The organism is Methylobacterium goesingense (assembly GCF_022179225.1).
Lineage (GTDB): Bacteria > Pseudomonadota > Alphaproteobacteria > Rhizobiales > Beijerinckiaceae > Methylobacterium > Methylobacterium goesingense.
In genome coordinates, this window is record NZ_BPQL01000062.1 from 1 (window position 1) to 19,985 (window position 19,985).

Annotated in this window: 15 protein-coding genes; 4 read left to right on the plus strand and 11 right to left on the minus strand. The window is 64.2% G+C overall.

Going from position 1 to position 19,985, the window contains the following annotated elements; translation table 11 throughout:
* Both MFF30_RS11735 and MFF30_RS11740 read right to left on the minus strand, forming a co-directional pair.
* Nucleotides 1–1,468, minus strand: a 1,468-nt coding sequence (locus tag MFF30_RS11735) for a DNA topoisomerase (protein WP_238279659.1), incomplete at its 3' end; no start/stop codon positions are given.
* 401 nt (nucleotides 1,469–1,869) lie between these two features.
* A complete protein-coding gene (locus MFF30_RS11740) occupies nucleotides 1,870–2,259 on the minus strand; it encodes a helix-turn-helix domain-containing protein (protein WP_238279588.1) in 390 nt (129 codons plus the stop codon).
* Between the two features lie 372 nt (nucleotides 2,260–2,631).
* On the opposite strand from MFF30_RS11740, the gene MFF30_RS11745 reads away from it, so the two are divergent.
* Entirely contained in the window at nucleotides 2,632–2,919 is a 288-nt protein-coding gene (locus MFF30_RS11745) for a hypothetical protein (protein WP_238279589.1), read from the plus strand.
* A gap of 550 nt (nucleotides 2,920–3,469) precedes the next feature.
* Nucleotides 3,470–6,112 (plus strand): sensor domain-containing phosphodiesterase, encoded by a 2,643-nt coding sequence (locus tag MFF30_RS11750; protein ID WP_238279590.1) that lies wholly within the window; start codon nucleotides 3,470–3,472, stop codon nucleotides 6,110–6,112.
* 18 nt (nucleotides 6,113–6,130) lie between these two features.
* Here MFF30_RS11750 and MFF30_RS11755 read toward each other — a convergent pair whose 3' ends face one another.
* The 6 genes from MFF30_RS11755 to MFF30_RS11780 form a co-directional block, all read right to left on the minus strand.
* Nucleotides 6,131–6,733 carry a PAS domain-containing protein gene (locus MFF30_RS11755; RefSeq protein ID WP_238279591.1) on the minus strand — a complete coding sequence of 201 codons (603 nt, stop codon included), beginning with the start codon at nucleotides 6,731–6,733 and terminating at the stop codon, nucleotides 6,131–6,133.
* Between the two features lie 826 nt (nucleotides 6,734–7,559).
* Nucleotides 7,560–8,111, minus strand: coding sequence for a class I SAM-dependent methyltransferase (locus tag MFF30_RS11760; protein WP_238279592.1), 552 nt, complete (start codon nucleotides 8,109–8,111; stop codon nucleotides 7,560–7,562).
* 265 nt (nucleotides 8,112–8,376) lie between these two features.
* Nucleotides 8,377–9,450, minus strand: coding sequence for a WcbI family polysaccharide biosynthesis putative acetyltransferase (locus MFF30_RS11765; protein ID WP_238279593.1), 1,074 nt, complete (start codon nucleotides 9,448–9,450; stop codon nucleotides 8,377–8,379).
* A gap of 47 nt (nucleotides 9,451–9,497) precedes the next feature.
* Nucleotides 9,498–11,780 carry a glycosyltransferase gene (locus MFF30_RS11770; RefSeq protein WP_238279595.1) on the minus strand — a complete coding sequence of 761 codons (2,283 nt, stop codon included), beginning with the start codon at nucleotides 11,778–11,780 and terminating at the stop codon, nucleotides 9,498–9,500.
* Nucleotides 11,777–12,493, minus strand: a complete 717-nt coding sequence (locus MFF30_RS11775) for a hypothetical protein (protein ID WP_238279596.1) — start codon at nucleotides 12,491–12,493, stop codon at nucleotides 11,777–11,779. Before MFF30_RS11775 ends, MFF30_RS11770 begins: the two co-directional genes overlap by 4 nt.
* 668 nt (nucleotides 12,494–13,161) lie before the next feature.
* The gene (locus MFF30_RS11780) at nucleotides 13,162–14,655 is read right to left on the minus strand and encodes a class I SAM-dependent methyltransferase (protein ID WP_238279599.1); all 1,494 of its coding nucleotides are present in this window, start codon (nucleotides 14,653–14,655) and stop codon (nucleotides 13,162–13,164) included.
* A 212-nt stretch (nucleotides 14,656–14,867) separates the two neighbouring features.
* On the opposite strand from MFF30_RS11780, the gene MFF30_RS11785 reads away from it, so the two are divergent.
* Nucleotides 14,868–15,887, plus strand: a complete 1,020-nt coding sequence (locus MFF30_RS11785; RefSeq protein ID WP_238279600.1) for a zinc-dependent alcohol dehydrogenase family protein — start codon at nucleotides 14,868–14,870, stop codon at nucleotides 15,885–15,887.
* Nucleotides 15,888–15,931: 44 nt separating this feature from the next.
* Here the strand turns inward: MFF30_RS11785 and MFF30_RS11790 are convergent, their stop codons facing one another.
* From MFF30_RS11790 to MFF30_RS11800, 3 genes are all read right to left on the minus strand, one after another.
* The gene (locus MFF30_RS11790) at nucleotides 15,932–16,330 is read right to left on the minus strand and encodes an MAPEG family protein (RefSeq protein ID WP_238279602.1); all 399 of its coding nucleotides are present in this window, start codon (nucleotides 16,328–16,330) and stop codon (nucleotides 15,932–15,934) included.
* A 153-nt stretch (nucleotides 16,331–16,483) separates the two neighbouring features.
* A complete protein-coding gene (locus tag MFF30_RS11795) occupies nucleotides 16,484–17,050 on the minus strand; it encodes a cupin domain-containing protein (RefSeq protein ID WP_238279603.1) in 567 nt (188 codons plus the stop codon).
* Nucleotides 17,051–17,108: 58 nt separating this feature from the next.
* Nucleotides 17,109–18,146, minus strand: coding sequence for a catalase family protein (locus MFF30_RS11800; RefSeq protein ID WP_238279660.1), 1,038 nt, complete (start codon nucleotides 18,144–18,146; stop codon nucleotides 17,109–17,111).
* 270 nt (nucleotides 18,147–18,416) lie between these two features.
* Between MFF30_RS11800 and MFF30_RS11805 the strand changes: the two genes are divergently transcribed.
* Entirely contained in the window at nucleotides 18,417–19,886 is a 1,470-nt protein-coding gene (locus MFF30_RS11805) for a PAS domain S-box protein (RefSeq protein ID WP_238279604.1), read from the plus strand.
* The last annotated feature ends 99 nt before the right edge of the window (nucleotides 19,887–19,985 follow it).

The window sequence follows — 19,985 nt, forward strand, 5'->3', positions numbered from 1 at the left end:
CGGCGATGTCGGCCCCGGTGGCGCTCGCCCCCGCGCCGTCCCGCACCGGCGGCAGCGACCCCGCGCTGGCCTCGTCCTCGGCCCGCGCCTTTCCGGGCACGGCATCCACATCCGCCTCCGCCTCGGTGCCGTAGACCGCGCGCCAACCCGGCACGCGGACGACCCGCCCCGTCACGCTGAAGCGCTTGGCCCCCAGCGGCGTCGCCACCTCCGCCGCCGCCACGGTGCGGGCATCGATGCCGTCGGGCAGGTGCGCGGCGCAGTAGGCCCGCGCCACGAGGTCCCACAGGCGGAACAGGTCGGCGGCGAGCCGGCCCGGCGCGGGCACCTTGCGCAGGGGCACGATGGCGTGGTGCTCGCCCGGATCCCGGACGTAGTGCCCCTTGGCCCCGCGCCGGATCACCGGAGGCCCCGCCGCCGTCAGGATCGCCACGTCCGGCAGCACGCTCCCCACGGCGGCCAGCACGGCGGCGGCGTCCCCGGCCTGCCCCTCGGGCAGGGACTCGGATTCGGTGCGCGGGTAGCTGAGGTAGCCCTGGTCGTAGAGCTCCTGGGCGAGGCGCGCGGTCTGCTGCGGATCCCAGCCGAAGCGCTTGGCGCAGCGCCGGGCCAGGGTGTCCTTGGAGAACAGGCGCGGGGGCGCGCGGCGCTGGTCGCGCTGCTCCACCGCCAGGGGCCCCGACCAGGCCGCGGCGGCGGCCCGGATCACCTCCGCCGCCTCCCGCTCGAAGATCCGGTCCTTGGGCATGTGCCACAGGGTCAGGGCGGCCCCCTCGGCCGTCTCGAGGTGCAGCGCGACCTTGAAGAAGTCCTGCGGCACGAACGACCGGATGCGCTCTTCGAGGTCGGCCAGGATGGCGAGCGTCGGCGACTGCACGCCGCCGAAGCGCCAGGGCTCGCGGAAGGCGGCCGGACGCAGCTTGAGCGAGATGGCGCGGGTACCGTTGAGGCCGAGGTGATAATCCTCGTACTGGCGGCAGAGGGCCTCCAGGTAGGCGGCGTAGTCGCGCGCGCCGGAATCCGGCTCCCGTGCCAGGGCCGCGAAGGCGCGCCGGATCGAGACGTCGTCGAGGGCGCCGAGTTTCAGGCGGTCGACGCGCCCGCGCCAGCCGAGATGCTCCAGCACCTCCCAGGCGATCATCGAGCCCTCGCGCCCCGGATCGGTGGCGATGATCACGCGCTCGACGCCCCGCAGCGCCTGACCGATCGCCGCGAGCTTACCCGCATGCGACTGGCCCGAGCGGCTCGTGCCGCAGCGCACCGGAATGGTGTCGACCACGATGGGGAGGGCCTCGAAGTGCCAGGGCTTCCATTCGGGCCGGATCTCACCGGGCTCCTCGGCGGTGAGGAGGTGCCCCTCGGCGGAGACGCAAACGGTATCGGGCGAGCGGAAGAAGCGCTGGAGTTGGCGCATCGCCGACGGTTTCTCGAAGAAGAACAGCGTGCGGCCAGCCCTCGGGGCCACCATGGCGGCGGCCGTCATGTTCGCCGGCCGGCGCGCGGGCTCAGGTCCAGGCCGGCGCGGCGCGAGCAGTCAAGGGCCATGCTGCTCTCCTGCGCCGCACGGTCCCAGCCGCGCCGAACGAGTTCTTGCTTCGTTCTTATTTAGCGGCAGGTGCCTCCGCGAGGCAAGGGGCTGCCGACGGTCCCGTCAGCGACGCCATGGACAGGGTGGAGACCGTGTGTCGGAGCGCGCGGCACCGGACCTCACAGCGACATCGCGACCGCCTCGGCGGTCACATCGCGCCAGTCGAACTCCAGGGAGTCTCGGAGCGGAGGATCTCGACCTCGTCGCCGATGCGGAACAGGTTCGCCCGCTCCAGGATGCACATGGCGCGGGGCTGCGGCCGATCCGTCGGTGCGGAAGCGCTACCGACCTGATTCGATCTCGCTGAAGACGCGGGCCAGTTCTGCGAGCAGGTAACGCGCGCGCGGATCCTTGATCTTGTCGAAGGATTCCTTGAACAAGGCGCTTTCCGGTGTCGCCTGCGAATAAGTACCGTCGGGAGATTTTTCGGCCGAACCGGCCTCCGGCTTCGACTCGTAGAAGTAGTTGATGTCGACGCCGAGAGCTTGGGCAATGCGATGAAGCTTCTCTGCCGCAATCTTGCTTCGGCCGCTCTCGTATTTCTGGACCTGCTGGAATGTTACGCCGAGGGCATTGCCTAGATTTGCTTGGCTGAGGCCGGCAGACCGTCGCAACGATTTGATACGATGCCCAATCTCTCCTGCGCTTCCATCTTTGTTCGTATCTGACATTACCGCCATACTCGGAGCTGTTCTTTTATCCTGCCCTCACGACTCGCATGAAACAGCGAGACTACCTGTGTGATCTCCTGATCCCTATTAATCCGTACCGCGGGCAGTGCGAACATGCGTGTTGCTGGAGATTGGGATGCGACGAACATGATTCGCGGGAATACGTGCTTGATAGCATTGTCCTCGCCCTGGGGCATGTCCGTCGAAATACCGAGTGCGCCGCTAAAAAACCGTCAGCCCGCCCGCCTGCAGGGCCGGTTCGTCCCCTCCCACAGGCTCGACCTGCAGCCTCCATCGAGCGCGAACCGAATTGCGCGGACGCTACTGACTCGGGCCGCCATCGCCAATCCTCCGTAGAGTTCACAATGTCGTATGCCTTATACCAGAACATTCACCTCAAAAGCGAGCGAAACGCTTTGCATTGATGTTTGTTATCCGATTCCGGAGGCGTTCGGCCATCAGATTGAAATGCCGATAGAATTTGGGGACGCACCGGGAATATCGAGACCGCCGCCATCCGTGCGATCGCTGCAGGCTGCCGACATACCAGCCCAGCCCGGCAGTCAAGACAACATATTCAACGTAAATCTCATCAGTATCATAGGTAAAAATACAGCAAACATAACCGATAATGAAGAAATTTTTGATATGAATTACTGATTTTCACGGGAAGCAAATACATTAAATCTTGAGAAACAAATTATCTGTGGATATCGCACGGCCGAATTGGCACTTCAGGCGAGCCTCCGCCGCGATGCAGGCGCACAAGGCAAGGATTGTTCTCCACGGGCCCGAATCTGATTCCGGTCCTGCCGACCGTCGCCCGTCGTGGCGTCGCGCCCAGGCATTCTAAAGAATCCGAACTCTGCCCGTATCGGCCGGGATATGGTGGTCGCCTTGGTCTGGGGGCGTCCCGTCCTGGTCACATGGACAGGCCATGCCCCGTCCGCCGCCCGACCCGGCGAGCCCAACGGTCCAAGCTAACGGGTCGGCCGCGCGACGATGTCGACGGGCCGACCATCGAGCAGGCAGCCGGATCGCGCGACGGCCCCTCGACCAGGCCCGCGAGCCGGATGGAGACATTCACGAACTATGAACCAATATTCTAGCCTGATACGTGTTAAAATCGCCTTTGAGGAATAATTTTGGACCAAATGTTCTTATACAGGTTGTTTTTGCGCTGATCCTTTGAAGGCCGGGAGCCGAACCCATGTTGGATGCCAACGAGGAGCGCATGCGGCTCAAGGCCCTGCGCGATCTCAAGATCATGGATTCCGACCCCGATCTTCATCTCGACGCGGTCTGCAGAATGGCCGCGAATCTTTTCGACGCTCCGATGGCGGCCGTTCAACTGGTCGACGAGAACCGGGTCTGGCTCAAGGCCAAGGTCGGGATCGAAATCGACAGCCTGGCGCGCCAGGGCGCGTTCTGCGACCTGACCATCCGGGGCGCGGGCAACACCCCGCTGATCATCGGTGATCTTGCCCGCGACGCGCGCTCGGCCAGGAGTCCGTTCGTCACCGGCGAGCCCCATGCCCGCTTCTACGCGGGCATCCCCCTCGCGCTGCGGTCCGGGCTCAATCTCGGCACGTTCTGCGTGATGGACCGGAAGCCGAGAACCGATCTGCCCCCGGGCGCGATCCGCCAGCTTCAGGATCTGGCCCTGATCGTGGAAGCGCACCTGCGCCTGTACGAGACCCGGCGCGCGAGCGAGGTGGAATCCGGGCAGCGCTGCGCGGCGGAGCATGCCCTGCGCGCGAGCGAGCAGCGCTTCCGCCTCCTGGCCGAGACGACGACGGACGTCATCATCTGGTCGGACATGGACACCACCCGACGCTACGTCTCACCGTCGGTCAGAACGGTGCTGGGCTACGATCCGGATGCGCTGATCGGGACCAAGCCCCTGGATTTCGTCCATCCCGACGACGTCGATGCGTTCCGCCGCGTGCTCGACGATTTGACCGGGGGCCGGATCGACCAAGCCTCGACGTGCCAGCGCTACCGCTGCAAGGACGGCCGCTGGCTTCCGATGGAAGTCTCGCAGAGCCTGGCGCGCGACCCCGTCACTCAGCGCCCGACCGGCTACGTCACCTCGCTGCGCGACATCACCGAGCGCAAGGCCGTGGAGGATGCGCTGCGCGTCAGCGAGGAACGCCTGGCCCTCGCGCTCAGCAGCGGAAGCGACGGCCTCTGGGACTGGTCGGTGCCCACCGGCGAGGTCGAACTCTCGGAGCACTGGGCCGCCATGCTCGACTACGATGCGAGCGAGATCCGCCACCACATCAAGTCCTGGAACGCGCTCATCCATCCCGACGACGCCGAACGCTCCCGGCGTGCCATGCTGGACCATTTCGAGGGCCGCACGCCGACCTTCGCGTGCGAGTACCGCCTCCGGGCCAAGCAGGGTCACTACATCTGGCTTCTGGCGCGGGGCAAGGTCGTCAGCCGCGATGCCAGCGGCGCGCCGCTGCGCGTCGTCGGCACCCATTTCGACATCACCCAGCGCAAACGCGACGAGCAGCGCATCGCGCATCTGGCCCTGCACGATCCCCTGACCGACCTGCCGAACCGGACGCTGTTCTGGGAGCGGCTCGATCGGGCGCTGCGGGATGCCGCGCGGAACGGCACGCGGTTCGCCGTCCTCGCCTGCGACCTGGATCGCTTCAAGCAGGTCAACGACACCCTGGGACACCTGGCCGGCGACCGCCTCCTGCGTTGCATCGCGGAGCGTCTCCAGGCGGCCGTTCGCGACGGCGATACGGTGGCCCGCCTCGGCGGCGACGAATTCGCCGTGGTTCTGGGGCCGATTACGCATCCGGGCGATGCGAGCCACCTGGCGGCACGGGTGATCGAGGCCGTCAACCGGCCGGTCGACCTCGGTGGACACAGGGTCTCGGTGGGCGCGAGCATCGGCATTGCGCTCTGCTCCGGCGGCCTCGACGGGAACGAACTCTTCCGGCGATCCGACGTGGCGCTGTACAAGGCCAAGGCCGCGGGACGAAACACCTACCGCTTCCACGATTCCCCGATGCAAGCGCAGGGAGATTCCGGCGCTTCGCGGGACTCGGGAGCCCCGGGCAATGCGGGCAATACACTCGAACGCGACATGCGCGCCGCGATGAAGCGGGGCGGCTTCCTGCTGCACTACCAACCGATCGTCGATCTCGCGACCGGCTCCATCACCGGGTTCGAGGCCTTGATGCGCTGGCAGCATCCCCTGAAGGGCGCAATTCCACCCAGCGCGTTCATTCCCATCGCGGAGGAGACCGGCCTCATCATCTCCCTCGGCGCCTGGGCGCTGAAGGAGGCCTGCCACAAGGCAGCGTCCTGGCCGGAGCCCCTGAAGATCGCCGTCAACGTGTCGGCCATCCAGTTCCAGCAGATCAGCATGGAGGAGACGGTCGCCCACGCCCTGGCACAGTCCGGCCTCGCGCCCCATCGCCTCGAACTCGAGATCACCGAGACGATCCTGATGCAGGATGCGGAGGCGGTGGGCGCGAGCATCCGACGCCTGCGAGCCCAAGGCGTCCGCATCGCCCTCGACGATTTCGGCACCGGGTATTCGAGCCTGAGCTACCTTCACCGCTTCAGCTTCGACACGGTGAAGATCGATCGCTCCTTCGTCGCCGGGATGACCAATCCCCGGACGGCCGCGATCGTCCGGGCGATCGTGACGCTCGCCGGCAATCTCGGCGCCCGCATCACCGCCGAGGGCGTCGAGACGCCGGAGCAGCGGGACTTCGTCAGGGCGGAGGGCTGTACGGAGGTCCAGGGCTACCTCTTCAGCCCACCCCTGCCGCCCCATGACGTGCTGAAGCTCATCCGCGATGGTCGCTCACTCGTCCCCGGGTGATCTCGCCTGCGGCGGTCCTCAATTCATCTGGTTGCGCTGCTCGGCGCTCTCGGCCCGGACCATGGCACGGCCGATCTCGAGGAGCAGCATGTCGCTCATCCGACGCAGGAGTGGCTCTGGAAGCTCGTAGAGCGCCTGTCGCATGGCCATGCAGTATTCGGCGGCGAGGGGCAGGGGATGCTGGTGCGCCTCGGGTCGCGCGTCACCGGTCGGATCGGGATGGTCCTGCGTGACGTCGATGAGGAGAACGCGGCCCCACTTCGGACGCCCCGCCGCGTCACGCTGGATCCGGCCGCGCGCGAGGATCCGGCGCGTGACGCCGTCGACCGAACGCACACGGTATTCCTGCCGGTAGGCGCGCCCGGCCTGCAGGCTCGTGGCGATGTCCTGACTCGCGCGCTCACGATCCTCCGGATGGACCGCTTCAAGGTAGCGATCGAGCGAGGCCCCGGCCCGCGCGACAGCGGGCTCGAGATTGAACAGGAGCGCGACCGCAGCGTCGGCATAGATCCGGTCGTGGACGATGTCCCACTTCCATCGGCCGACGATGTCCGACGCGTCGAGCTTCTCCTGAAAAACGTCCGGCGACGCTTTGGCAGCAAAGACGTGATGTCGTCCCACCTGGCTGCATTCCTCAGTGGTTCCAGCGGACCCGGCGCGCGTGGAGCGAAGGGGAAAACAAAGAACAACGCAACGTCATCCGCGCCCAACGCTCCGACGTCCTGCGGGGCGGCGGCGTGCAAATTGGCAATATCGTGCAAAGATCCGGCACCATAGGGGGAACGATGGTCCCGAATTCCCGAATCGCCGGTAGATCTAGCATGTTTAATGAACCCGTCACATCACGTTCATCCGAGCGCGACGTTATTGCGGGGCGCGACCTGAGATCTGTCATGCGGCCCGGCTTTCCTTTGAGACAAGCAACAAAGCGGTTCCCCGTCGGTCCCTGGGGCTCACGCGTCTGGAGATCCTCCTCCCGTGATGGCCGTCCAGAGGGCGGCCCTGATGCCGGCGAGTTCCTACGCCGACCAGTTCTCGTCGATGTTTGTGACGACGACGCCCGCGGCCGCGACTTCGAAGGGCACGATCCTCGGAATGAGATGCCTGCATGAGACCGAAGGCGATATCGCTGCTGTCCATGGAGCACGCGAAATCCTCCTACGGCCTCTTCTGGTGACCGTGGAAGGTCCAATTCGGGCCGCCGATCATAGACCGGTCATCGACGCGCTCCTTGCCCCAGGTGACTGTCGGCAGGTGCGCGGCGATCTTGGTAAATCGGTCGTCCGTCGACCGAGACTCGCTCTCGGCGACGGGGCATCCGTAACGTCGCTGCCAGCCTAGCGTTTTGAGTGGACTCAAAACTCCCCGGAGCAACGCCGATGGAGTCCGCCGGCAGAGCCGGTCGCAAGCCCCGCGCTGGCTCCTGCGACGGCTTGCCGGAACGGTATCATCCGACCCGTCGCGCAACGATTGTCGTTCGCGGCGTTTGGACCCAACCTTTGTCCGTCGCAAGTGGGGAGAACGCCTTGTAGGTGTCGTCGTGGACGTTCTCGATCTCGAAACCACAGATCGCCAGGATTCTTCGATACGTTTCCAGAGTGTAGGTCCAGAAGATATAGGATCGCTCGGGGTAGGCCGGGTCGCCATTGAAGCGCCCGATCGGCTCGTCACCTGAAATGATGTCGGTATTGATCACGATCCGCTTCGAAGCGACCCTGGCGATCGAACCAATCGCGCGCACCGGGTCACCAAGATGCTCGAGAATCGCTCCGAGTATGACGACATCGAAGGTCCCGATTCCGTTCGGCAAATCGTAGACGTCGCCGTATATCGCCCGTGCGCGCGAGCCCAATTTCTGGTGCGTGAACCAGTACGCATTCTTCCAAGTGTCGAATGCCGCCGTCTGGGCCCGAACCCATGCCGCGTGATCCGTCACGTAGGGTGTTCCTTGAAACGGCAGGAGATGCTGACGCTCTGCCGTATCGAGATCGAACGACACAACCTCTCGGGCACCCGCCGCTTCGGCTAAAAGCTCAAGAACCCGGAGGCGGTCCCGACATCCAGAACACGAGCATCGTTCAGATTGATGTGTCCGGTGTAGTCGGCATACCGCCCCCGGAGGTCCCAGTGTCCTTCGATCGTAGTTCCATCCTTGAAATCAATCGTATGATAGAAAAAGCACTTCTCAAGATCGATTTCTGAGCGCGGGCTAGCCCAATTTACCTGCATTAAAGACTCCTTTTATCCATGATCAAACATTCAGCCTATGATCGGAAGGTCCAATCATCGCTGCGAAATCTGCACCACCCGTCGACATTGCGCGGCACGGCATCCAGCGGTGGATGATCTGTCAGTGTCGCCAGGATCTCGCCCTCGAAGTGAGCCTGACCGGCGACCGGTGCGGCGCGGCGCATCAAAACCTGCGTGAAGATGGGAACCGCAACCGGCCCCTCGTCGGCGGCACTGTGCCGAGAGGATCCGACCCAGGTCGGGCGAGCTGCCGTTGCCAGGACAGTCTCGATCCCTTCGCCCTGAGACAGAGCGCGGCGACCGGCCTGGAAATGCAGTGCCAAAAATCCATCGAGGTCCATGGTCACGAGGGGCTGAGTCTCGGATCGCCACGACGTATCAACGAAGGTCAGCTGTGTTTCGGCCGCGATCCGCGGCAGGATTGGGGTTCGTTCCTCGGGTTGAAGCTCCGGAAGATCGGCAGGCCAGGAGGCAACGAGTTGTGTCCCCACCAGATTCTCTATCTCGGTGATGACATAGCGATAAAGTACCAGCGTCGGATGATCCGGAGTCAGAAACATCCTTCGATCATGGTAGTTATCAAGGATAAAATCTGAGATCTTAACCTGACAGTCGAAAGACTTTTCTTGTTCTTTTAGCCTGCGTGTCGTATCGGCAAAATATGTTTGGATGACGTCTTGCGATGGAAACTCCGCTCGAACAAATCGAGAAAACGCACTGCAATCCCAAAAATCACGGCTGAGTTCGACCAAAGCAGGAAAGTACCAGCCATGGTGCCCCCAGAACCAATCCTTGTCCGCTCCGGGAGAATGACCGTGCCATTCTAACCAGGGAAAGCAGATCGTTGGAACACCGTATTCTTCGCAAGCCTTTTGAAGGAAGGAGGTATTGTAATCACCCTTGTTCTGGATCGGCGAATAGATAACGACGTCGTAATCACGAATTTTTTCATAAGGAAAAGGTCGGCCAGAGGCAACAACCTGAAAATTTATCAGCAGCGTAACGTGATGACGACCTCGTGGCCCCAACTCATCGATCAAGCGCTTCAAGATCAGCGCGTGACAGCCGCCGTAGACAAGCAAATTCACAGGCGGTCCCTCCTACACGTACGAATTTGTCACCGAAGTATTCCGCGTTATTGAATCGCGACTTGTCTCATCAAGAAGCCCAGCGGCCGGGGATCACTTGAGTTTCCAAAAGACGCCGGCGATCGACATCCCTGACTTTCCAAGATCAAACAAAGTGGCGAGCCTGATGTCGCTGCTGAGCTATCGGGAAGGTCGATCTCGATAGATCCATTATCCCTACAGTAATTCTTAGAGGTACAATCAAGTCCCATCTCGGTCGCCAAGCTTACTTTGATGGATACGCCACTGTGAAGCAACTCGCCGTATAGAATAACCTTTCTGGCCCCAGGGGCGGGAACCACATAGATCGAGCCAGGCTCCGGACCAGACCAAGGATGCTCTTTCGACGTTCCAAAAAACCCGAAGACGCGGACAAACCGCTGATGTTCGGGCGAACCTGTACTGATTGTTTGCCCCACCCGCACCGGCTGGAGAACCATTCTGTTGTCGCTCAGGTCACGCCGACGCAGCCAGCGGATCACCGAAATGAGATCCGCGGGATTCGCCCTCAAATCCTCGGAGGGTCTCGACTCCAGTGCCTCCGACAATCGGAGACGCCGGATGAAGCTGTCATCCAGGTTTTGTAGGGCTGTATTGTCGGTCGGTGGCGCAGGCAAGCTTCCGAAAAACGAGCCGTGCGCGACGGAGGCGAGCATGTCGCTGTCGAGCACTGCGAGAATTCTCCAAAAATTCAAATCCCCATGCGGAATGACGTCCGGCAGATACTCCGCCTCCTCCACGTTTCGTTGTGTGCCAAATTCATAGGCCGCCTGAAGTACTTTCGAGGCTCTGTACAAGTCAGGCTGATCGCGAAAATAATCCTGCAAGGCCTGCGTCAGCCGCATATTCATGCCTTGTCGCAGGATCGCCGACTGGGCGTAATCGACGATCCGGTTCGGCCCGATATCCGCGATCAGAGTCGGGTCGAGAGCAAAGCGACCTTGGTTCAGGAGATCGAACGTCGTCCGTGCGGTCGAGAGGGTCTCCGCCCAATGCTCATCCGCTTCATCCTCGACGCCGCCGAGAGATTCGACATCGATCAAGCAGGTTGCGTGAGCATTTCCGCGACGGCGCAGCAGGGCCTCATGACGGATGATGAAATCGAGGAGTTCGCCGACATAGCTCCGGCAACTGCTCCGCATCGCGTAGGAGCGGCCACGTTGACCCATCGCAGCCAAGCCGGTCCTGTCATGGCGCAACCGAAGGATCGCATCGGCAATCGCATCGATGTTCCGTGGCGTGGCAACCTTGATGACGGCATCGTGCGGGATTTCTGCGTAACAGCCCGTATTGAAAACGATGACGGGTTTGGCCGTGATCAGCTGCTCGATGAGCGACACGGACGATCCTTCGGTGTTCGGGAAGCGTAAGTTTATGAACGCGTCCGCCTGAGCGCAGAGGATCTCCAACTCGTCCTGCGACAGATCGAGGGCAAACCTCACGCATCGCTCGAGGTTGTGTTCGCGGACGATATTTTTGAGATGATCGACATAGGCCGTAGCACCGGAAAATCCAGCCACGACATAGGTTATCTCGTCACGCAAGACCTTTTGACTGGAGATAGCCAAAAGAATGTCGTCAATACACTTGGTAGACTGAACATGCCCGAACGAGACCAAAGTTTGGCGCGACTGTGTACCAACAGGTTCCACACCTCTGGCAGCGGTCGGACGCTGGTCCCAGGGCATGCCGAGTTGCAACACCGGTCCATCGAAGCGCGGCGAGGCGTAAGCTTCAGCATAAGCAGAGTGAACGATCAGCGCGGAACCGAGCTGAAAGAGCGGCGCGCCCATGGGATCCAAGCCGCACAGATCAGAATCCCAAATTGCGTAGTGTAGGCCTTTCGTCTGGGTAATATTGGATTGCCGAATCCGCCGCATGGATTCTGGCTCGCCGTAGCGCGCGAACAGCGCTACGAGATCGGCAAAAGCGCTGCTCCCATCAAGGACAATCTTGGCGAGGAAATGCTGATATACATAGTCGTGGCAGATAATGATGCCTGGATAGTTCTGAAGTACATCAAAAAGCGCTTTATGATGCTCTTCGTTATTACCAATGTTGTATATCAGCACGTCGAACATGCTGTAGAACTTGCTGTCCGACGTCGCAGAAGCAATATCGACGAACCTGTGGTGGGTTGGATAAAGTCCTTCGACGACCGGTGCGATGATTGTCAGATCAATCTGACGGCCGGCATGCTTGGCGGGAATCGCGTCCGTTACAGACTTGCTGAACGTTCCAACACCCGTGCGGTTGTTGAATGGCGTGACCCAGCCAATTCGCAGCATCATGCAACGAGATCCTTAGCCATATCAGCCCAAGACAGCACCGCGTAGGATGTCGACAAACGCCCATTGCTTGCCATCTGCTTGTATAAACTCGGAGTTTCGAACAACATATTCGCGAATTCGAGGGCGTCGTCGATCGAATGGCAATTTATGACGTTGTACTCGTCTCGCAGGGATCCCGGTGAATTTTCGTTCCGGACAACCCATTCGGCACCGAAGATCAGAACAGGGATGCCGCTGTGCCAGCTGTCACAGATACGGAGACGCTCGCTGTTCTTCGTATCCTGCCCAATATGAATATGGAGGCCTGATGCATCATCGCCGAATTCGGAATCCGCGACGTATCGAATACGATTATGATCGTCTCCCTCAAGTCCGATGCATTCGATGAAGAATGCACTGTCGGACAGGAATCGATTCGTGACATTTCTCGCCAATTGGTCATCGGCGAGATGGTTAATAATCGTCACACGCTGTGGCGTGCTTGAGCAAGGCAATTTCTGAAACAAATTGAGAGGCGGAAGATCATGGATCTTTGTGCCGGTCTTCGGGAGAAACACCGAAGCCAATCGGGCTCGTTGTCCAAGCAGGTTGATGCGCGACGTTGGCAGGTCGTTTTTCGCACAGACCAGCAGTCTTTCGAAGACGTCATCATTGCTTGTCCTGGTCTCCAACGGACCAATATAGATCAAGCTCGACCTGATGACGTTTGCCAAGCGTTCATGCGCCGTCAGTCCGATCGATACGATGCTGTGGATGCTTTTATAAGCCGTTCACTTTCGAGATCGAGGTAACCTGTCAAAGGAGAAATCCGCGTGTAACTCTCGGCCCTCGTTGCGCGCCAGGCGGGAAAGTGCGGCTTCAAGATTCTTGTAAATGACACTCGACTTCTTACTGCCAATTTGATCATCATTCCGATAGTAGATAGCCCTCGGCATCGAGCATCCCCCAAGTATTTCAAACCACGCGATCGTCGCTTTTCTATCTACGCAGCTGCAGCGGCTCCAGCAGTCGGTGATCCCGGGCTGCCGATGAGCGAACATATCGCTTCAAAAGGGATTATCAGGCGAAAACTTCGCAGTCCAGCCCGTCTGTACCTTTTTGGGGCGAGGCATGTTTCGCGCTCGGCGCGACATGATCCACTTCGTGGCCGGAATGTTCCACATTGGTACGAAACACGGACATCCACGGTGGAACGGCAGCTTGGAACCCGTGAAGGTTGCGAGCTGCTCCGCCCTTACCCGGGCTTTCGCGGGACTCGGCAGTGGCCTCGGACAGAATTGCGATACGCCGATCTTCGGCGCGTTCGGGGTTCACATGCGTCTCGGACGCACGGCAACGACGCAGTCGTCCGAGGTCGCGGGAGACGTCGGCAGGCTTCGGATCACCCTTCGCCGCACCGGTAGAATTCCTCGACATAGCCATCGCGCAACCAGAACAGGTTCCGCGACAGCCTCCGATAGCCTCCGGCGTCCCGGATCAGTTCGGGCACGCGCAACTGTCGCCCCGTCTGCGTGTTGAGCGCGGAGGCCTCCTGATTGACCGAGTAGAACGACGGGGCGATCTGCTTGATCCGGTCGATATAGGCCCGTCCGGCCGCGGGCGACATTTCCGGAATGGAATCCTGGTTGAGCACCACGTCGAAGCGCAGGCCGGGCGTGTTGATCTCCCACCAGGGCAGCACCTGAACACGGTTCGGCGTCTCTCCGCTCAAGGAGACGGGAAGTCCGCAGCGGAGCAGGAAGTACCCCTGGAGGATGTTGGTATAGGGCAGGTCGTAGATGGTGTACGCGCAGGTCCCTCGGGCGAGATACGCGCAGAGCCCGCCGAACCCGCCCCCGATCTCGGCCACGTGCTCGAAGGGTCCGAGCGCGTTGATGCGCCAGGCCGCATAGGCATGCATGAACGACTGCTCGGGGAAGGCGGCCCCTCTGAGGGAAACCCCGAAGGGGGCGCCGATCGGAGGAAATGCGAGTTCGAAGCCGATCGCGGCCTCCAGCTCGGCGATGAGGTCCTGCGGTTCCAAGTTTTGCCGTTGCAGATCCTGCCATTCGAGCGGCGCATCGGTCCCTCCCTGCTCGGGCGACCGGACCGGACGGACGCCCACGGCCTCCCCGAACCGCAGGAGGCGGTCGCACCACATGGCCGCATGGCGGTCGGGGACGGCGCGGGCGCGGGCGGCCGTGCTCCTGCCCATGGCGAGGCCGTGCACCAGGTGCTCCTGGAACATGTTCGCCAGAAGGTCCGACAGGAGCTCCGGGTCTCTCCGGGCGAGCGCGGTCTTCAGGCGGGTGTGGCCGGCGGTCAGCTGGTCCCACATGCCGCCGGTCTTGCCCGGATTCGCGGCGGCCGACACGTGCCACGCGGCGATGATCCGGCTGCAGATCGCGAGGTCCGCCTCGCCCCGGGACGGCGCTTCGAACCGAAAGGCCGGCATCGCGCCGACCGTCCGATAGGGATACCGGAACAGCTCTCGCCCCAGGCGGGAGGACATGTCCGCGACGATGTCGGCGGACAGCTTGTAGATGCGCCCCTCGTGCCGGCCGACGTTCAGGTAGTGAACCTCGGCCGAAGGACAGTATCCCGCCGCGATGGCCTCCTCGATGTCGCCGTGCAGTTCGAGATACGAGGCTGCATCGAAGTCGTGCGGCAACAGCGCGAGCAGATCCGGATCGATGATCGAACCATCCGCATTCGCGGCGTATTTCCGGCCCTCGTGCCGGCCGTGCCGCAGGTAATGCTCCTCGGCCGACAGGCCCTCACCCTCCCGGATGGAGAGGGCGACGTCCGGATTGATGCGCAGGTAGGCCTCGGCGTCGAAGTCCTTCGGCAGATCCTTGTGGCGCTTGAACCGAGCCACATCGATGAAACGCCGCATACCCGCCCCTCCGGCCGATCACAGTGTCGGCTCCCTGAACTCCTGCCACAACGAGCCCCTGCCATAACAGGTCCGTGGAATCGCCGAGAAGTGTCCCGCCGCGAGCCGTCCGGGCAGGACCGAGGCTCGATCCGGGGGAACAGCCCGGATCGAGCCCGGTTTCCCGAAACGGGGGCAGCCGCATCGCGGCCGGTGAGACGGACAGGTACAGCATGACCGCATCGGTATCCCGCGCCGTGATCGTCCAGCCCGGGGGCGGCTTCGAGGCCGTCGGATTCGGCGAACGGCCCGTTCCGGAGCCGGGGCCCGGCGAGATCACCGTCCGCCTGCGGGCGAGTTCGCTCAACTATCACGACTATGCCGTGGTCAGCGGCCTGTGGGGGCCGAGCGCGCCGCGCGTGCCGATGTCGGACGGGGCGGGCGAGGTCGAGGCGGTGGGACCGGGCATCGAGGCCTTCGCGGTCGGAGATCGCGTGGTCAGCACGTTCTTTCCCACCTGGACCGAGGGCCAGCCCCAGGTCGAGGGCTTCGCGACCGTGCCGGGCGACGGCATCGACGGCTATGCCCGCGAGCGGGTCACCGCCTCCGCGCTGGCCTTCACCCATGCGCCCCGGGGTTGGGACCACGCCGAGGCGGCGACCCTGACCACGGCGGCGCTCACCGCCTGGCGCGCCCTGCACGGGGATGCGGGCCTGAAGGGCGGCGACGTCATCCTCGTGCAGGGCACCGGCGGCGTCTCGGTGTTCGCGCTGCAATTCGCCAAGGCCGCGGGTGCCACCGTGATCGCCACCTCGTCCAGCGACGAAAAGCTCGAGCGTCTGCGCGCGCTCGGAGCCGACCACATCGTCAATTACCGCTCCGATGCCGCCTGGGGGGAGACCGCCCGGCGCCTCACCGGCGGGCGCGGGGTCGACCACGTCCTCGATGTCGGCGGTCCCGCGACCCTGGAGCAGTCGATGGCCGCCGTGCGGGTGGGCGGCCACATCTCGGTGATCGGCATCCTCACGGGGGTCGCCGGGCCGCTGCCGCTGGTCCCGGCACTCGTCCGGCAGATCCGCCTCCAGGGCGTCCTCGTCGGCAGCCGGCGCCAGCAGATCGAGATGGTTCGCGGCATCGAGGCCTGCGGCCTGCGGCCGATCGTCGACAGCCGCTATCCCCTGGCGGACCTCGTCGCGGCGTTCCGGCACCAGGAGAGCAACCGGCACTTCGGCAAGATCTGCATCGAGATCTGAGCCGCCTCCGGCTCGCGGCCGGCTTTCGCGTTGGCGGCTTCCCCTCAGCCGACGCGGAGCAACAGGGCAATGGCCGCCACGGCGAGGACCGCGAAGGTTGCCAGGATGCCGCCCCCGCGGCAGGCGAACTGCCAGGGCGTGTTCTTGGGCGCCAACATCCCGAACGGGTGCAGCACGCGCGCCACGAGGAGCACGATCAGGAGACCGCGCACCAGGGTCGGCCCGCCGCCACCCGCTTCAAGGAGGCCGACGAGGAGCAGCGCCAGCGGCACGTACTCCCCGAAATTGCCCTGCGCGCGGATGCGCTTCTCCAGGTCCGCGTTCCCGCCATCGCCGTGCAGGACATCCGCCGACAGGCGGCCGGCGACGACCCAGGCGGAGAGCCCCACATAGAGGAGCGCGAACAAGGCCGCGTAGAAGGCCGTCAGGGCGGGATAGGTCACGGGGTCACTCCGGGGGCTCGGTGTCTCTCAAAAACGCCCGTCGCAGCGTCGCCGTTCAGGCCACGGGCCGACCGTGCTCGGGCGCTTCGTGAGGCGCATGCAGGCTGGATCGGGTGGGCCCGACGGCACACGAAGCGCCGTCTCGGCCCGAGGTCAGCGGGACCCTTGCGCCGTGCGGCTCGGGTCGTCGGCCGGGTCGTCGGCCGGGTCGATGTAGTTCAGGCCGAAGGGTCCGGTCCCGTTGACCTGCAGCTCCACCGGCTCGCTCGTGGTCCAGAGGGCATGCGGCATGTCCTGCGGCAGGTAGACGAAGCCGCCGGCGCGCAGGGGCTTGCCGGCGTTTCTGTCCAGCCTCGCGCCATGCTGGTGGTAGATCGCGCCGGACAGGATGGTGAGCGTCTCGGCCTGGGCATGCGTGTGCGGCGCGATCACGGTGTCGGCGGGAAACCGGATGCGCAGCACGAACGGCCCGGGCTTGGCCGGATCGCCCGCCACCCGGCTCATCTGCGTGCCCTTGGGCAGGTTCGCCGGCCCCGGCTCGTAGACGACGCTGGCCGCATCCGGGACCGTGACACTGCCATTGGCTGCGTGATCATGGGCCGCGTGATCATGGGCCGCGTGGTCGCCAGCCTCCGCGAAAGCCTCTCCCGCCAAGGGGATCGCCAGCAGGACGGGGGACGCCAGCAGGATGGCGGTCAGGGTTCGTGCGAGCGGGTTCATGCGGCGTCCTGTCGATTCAGGGTCGGAGGGGGACGCCGTCAGGCGCCCGCGTGGATCTTCAGCGCCCGGCGCCGGGCTCGTGGATGGGGCAACCGTTGAAGCGCTGCCGGAACTCGGCCGAGTGCCGATAGGGGATGTTGCGGGCGCGGTTGATGTTGCCCAGCGGCTGGTGCGCAGCGAGCCCGGTCCAGACCGAGAAGCGCATTTCCTCGTCGACGGCCTGCACCCGCGCGGCGTCCCAGCTGTCCTGCGGCCGGATGGTGATGAGCCCAACGCGCTGGAACGGCGCCTCGTCCTCCTTCCACTCCACGGTCGGATCCTCGACGGGCTGGAGCGCGAGGTCGCGGCAAAGCTGGACCCGAAATTCCCAGACGCCCTCGATGCCGCGCATCTCGGCACGCACCGTCTCGCGGATCGCGTCGGGACGGCCGGACGCGTCGATCTCGGTGCCGGTCCGCGCGGTCAATCCGGGGGCCACGGGCGCGACGGAGAACTTCGCGATGTAATCGCCGTAGCGGAACGGGGTGACGCTGTAATAGGTCTCGCCGAGCGGATCGACGTTGGGCGCGCCGCCGAGGGACGCGATCGTCGTGCTCTCGACGCCCACCGCCTGCAGGGCCTTGTTGACCCCGCGCAGCACCGTCGAGGCCGCCACCTTGAGGCCCTCGGCCCGGTCGGTAGTACCGGCCAGCAGCTTCAGGCTGCCGAGGAACTTGTCGGCGCTCGGCGCCTGGAAGACCGTGCCGTTGACCATGATGAAGTTCTGCGTCGTGCCCTCGGCGCCGGGCAGGCGCTCGCCCTCGACGTCGAGCACCTTCAGGGCGAGGCCGCGCGGCAGGGAGACCGCATCGGGCAGGATGTCGCCGGCATTGGTGGAGAGGCGCATGTAGACCGGGTGCTCACCGGCCTTGGCGAACAGGCCCTGCGCGAGTTCGGGCGGCAGGTTCGCGTCGACCGTCAGGACCCCTTCCAGGATGCCGTACGATTTGGCGTGCACCGAGCGGACCGCGTGGCCGGAATCCTCGGCCACCTTGTGGAGGATCTTGTCGAAGGTCTTGTTCAACTGCTCGATCGTCTCGCCCTCGTCGGACTTCATCTGCTCGACATCGGGCGTATAGCGGACTGGCGCTAGCAAGGTCTGGGGCTCCGGTGCAGTGCAATCTCGACGTGAACAACGCGCAAATCGGTCCGTTCCCCAATCGGCGGGCCTTCAAGACTGCGTGACCGCGGGGCGTCCAGCCCGGGCAGGCGCGCAGGCCCGATCGGACACGGGTGCGGGTCCGGCGAACGCGAATGTGACGTTTGTACCCCTGGTCTGATCCGGATCGGTCCGTAGAACGGTTCCGATCAATAGGATTGCCTTCGCTTGAACGACCATGAGGACGGCGCGCGGATCGACGCCGAGATCGCCAGCACCGTCGCCGGCTCCGATCCGTTCGCCGCGGCGGTCCGCGCGACGCGGATGCCCATGGTGATCACCGACCCCCGGCTGACGGACAACCCCATCGTTTACGTCAACGACGCGTTCGTGACGCTGACCGGCTATGCCCGCGACGAGATCATCGGCCGCAACTGCCGCTTTCTTCAGGGGCCTGAGACGAACGCCGAGGACGTCGCGCGGGTCCGGGACGCCATCGAGCGGCGCGTGACCATCGAGATCGACCTGAAGAACCGGCGCAAGGACGGCACGGCGTTCTGGAACCGCCTGCTCGTCTCGCCCGTCTTCGCGCCCGACGGCGAACTCACCTACTACTTCGCCTCCCAGTACGATGTGACCCTGGAGAAGGAGCGCCTCGTTCTCCTCCAGCGGGACCGCGACGCCCTGGAGGCAGAATCCGAGCGCCGCTCCCTCGAACTGATCCAGAGCGAGGAGCGCCTCCGGTTCACCCTGAAGGCCGGGCGCCTCGGTGCCTGGACCCTCGATCTCGGGGTCATGCGCCTGGTCTCCTCGGACGGGTTCAAGGAGAACCTCGGCCGCGCGCCGGGCGATTCCCTGACCTACGAGGAGATGCTGGCGGCCATCCACCCGGACGACCGGGCCCGGAAACTCGCCGCCCGGGACGCGGCGATCGCCGGGCACTCGGACTACGACATCGAGATCCGGGTCATCACGCCACGGGGCGAGACCCGCTGGCTGCAGTTCCGCGGCCAGGCCTCGTACCGCGCCGACGGCTCGCCCCTGACCATCGCGGGGATCAGCCTGGACATCACCGACCGCAAGCGGGCGGAGGAACACCGCGACCTCCTGGCGGGCGAGCTCAACCACCGGATCCAGAACACCCTGGCCACCGTCCAGTCCATCGCCCGGCAGACGCTGCGGGGCGCCGCCTCCCTGGAGGAGGCGCAGGTGGCGATGGAATCCCGCCTGCGCTCGCTCTCGGCCGCCACGGAGATGCTGGCCCGGGGCAGCGGCGACTGGGCGACCCTGACGGAAGTGGTCATCGCGGCCCTGCACCCGTTCGGCGTCGAGCAGGACCACCGCTTCAAGATCGGCGGCCCGATCCTGCGCCTCGCCCCCAGGGTCGCCCTGGCCTTCGCCCTGGCGATCCACGAACTCGCGACGAACTCCGTCAAGTACGGCTCCCTCTCGACGGATGACGGCCGCGTCATCGTGAGCTGGGATGTCGTGGACGGGTCGAGCCCCGACCGGCTCTGGTTCCAGTGGCAGGAGGTGGGCGGCCCGCCGGTCTCGCGGCCGACGCGCACCGGCTTCGGCTCCCGGATGATCGAGCGGGCCCTCGCCCGGGAGATCGGCGGAACGGCCGAGATCGACTACCGCCCGCGCGGCGTCGTGTTCACGGCCGAGGCGCCGCTGCCCGAGATCACGCGGGACTGACGATCCCGTGGGACTGACGATCCCGCAGGAGCTTTTCGCGGCCTGACGCGTATGGCTCCCATGGCAGGTCCAGATCCATCGCCGTCCCCATTCGCCCTC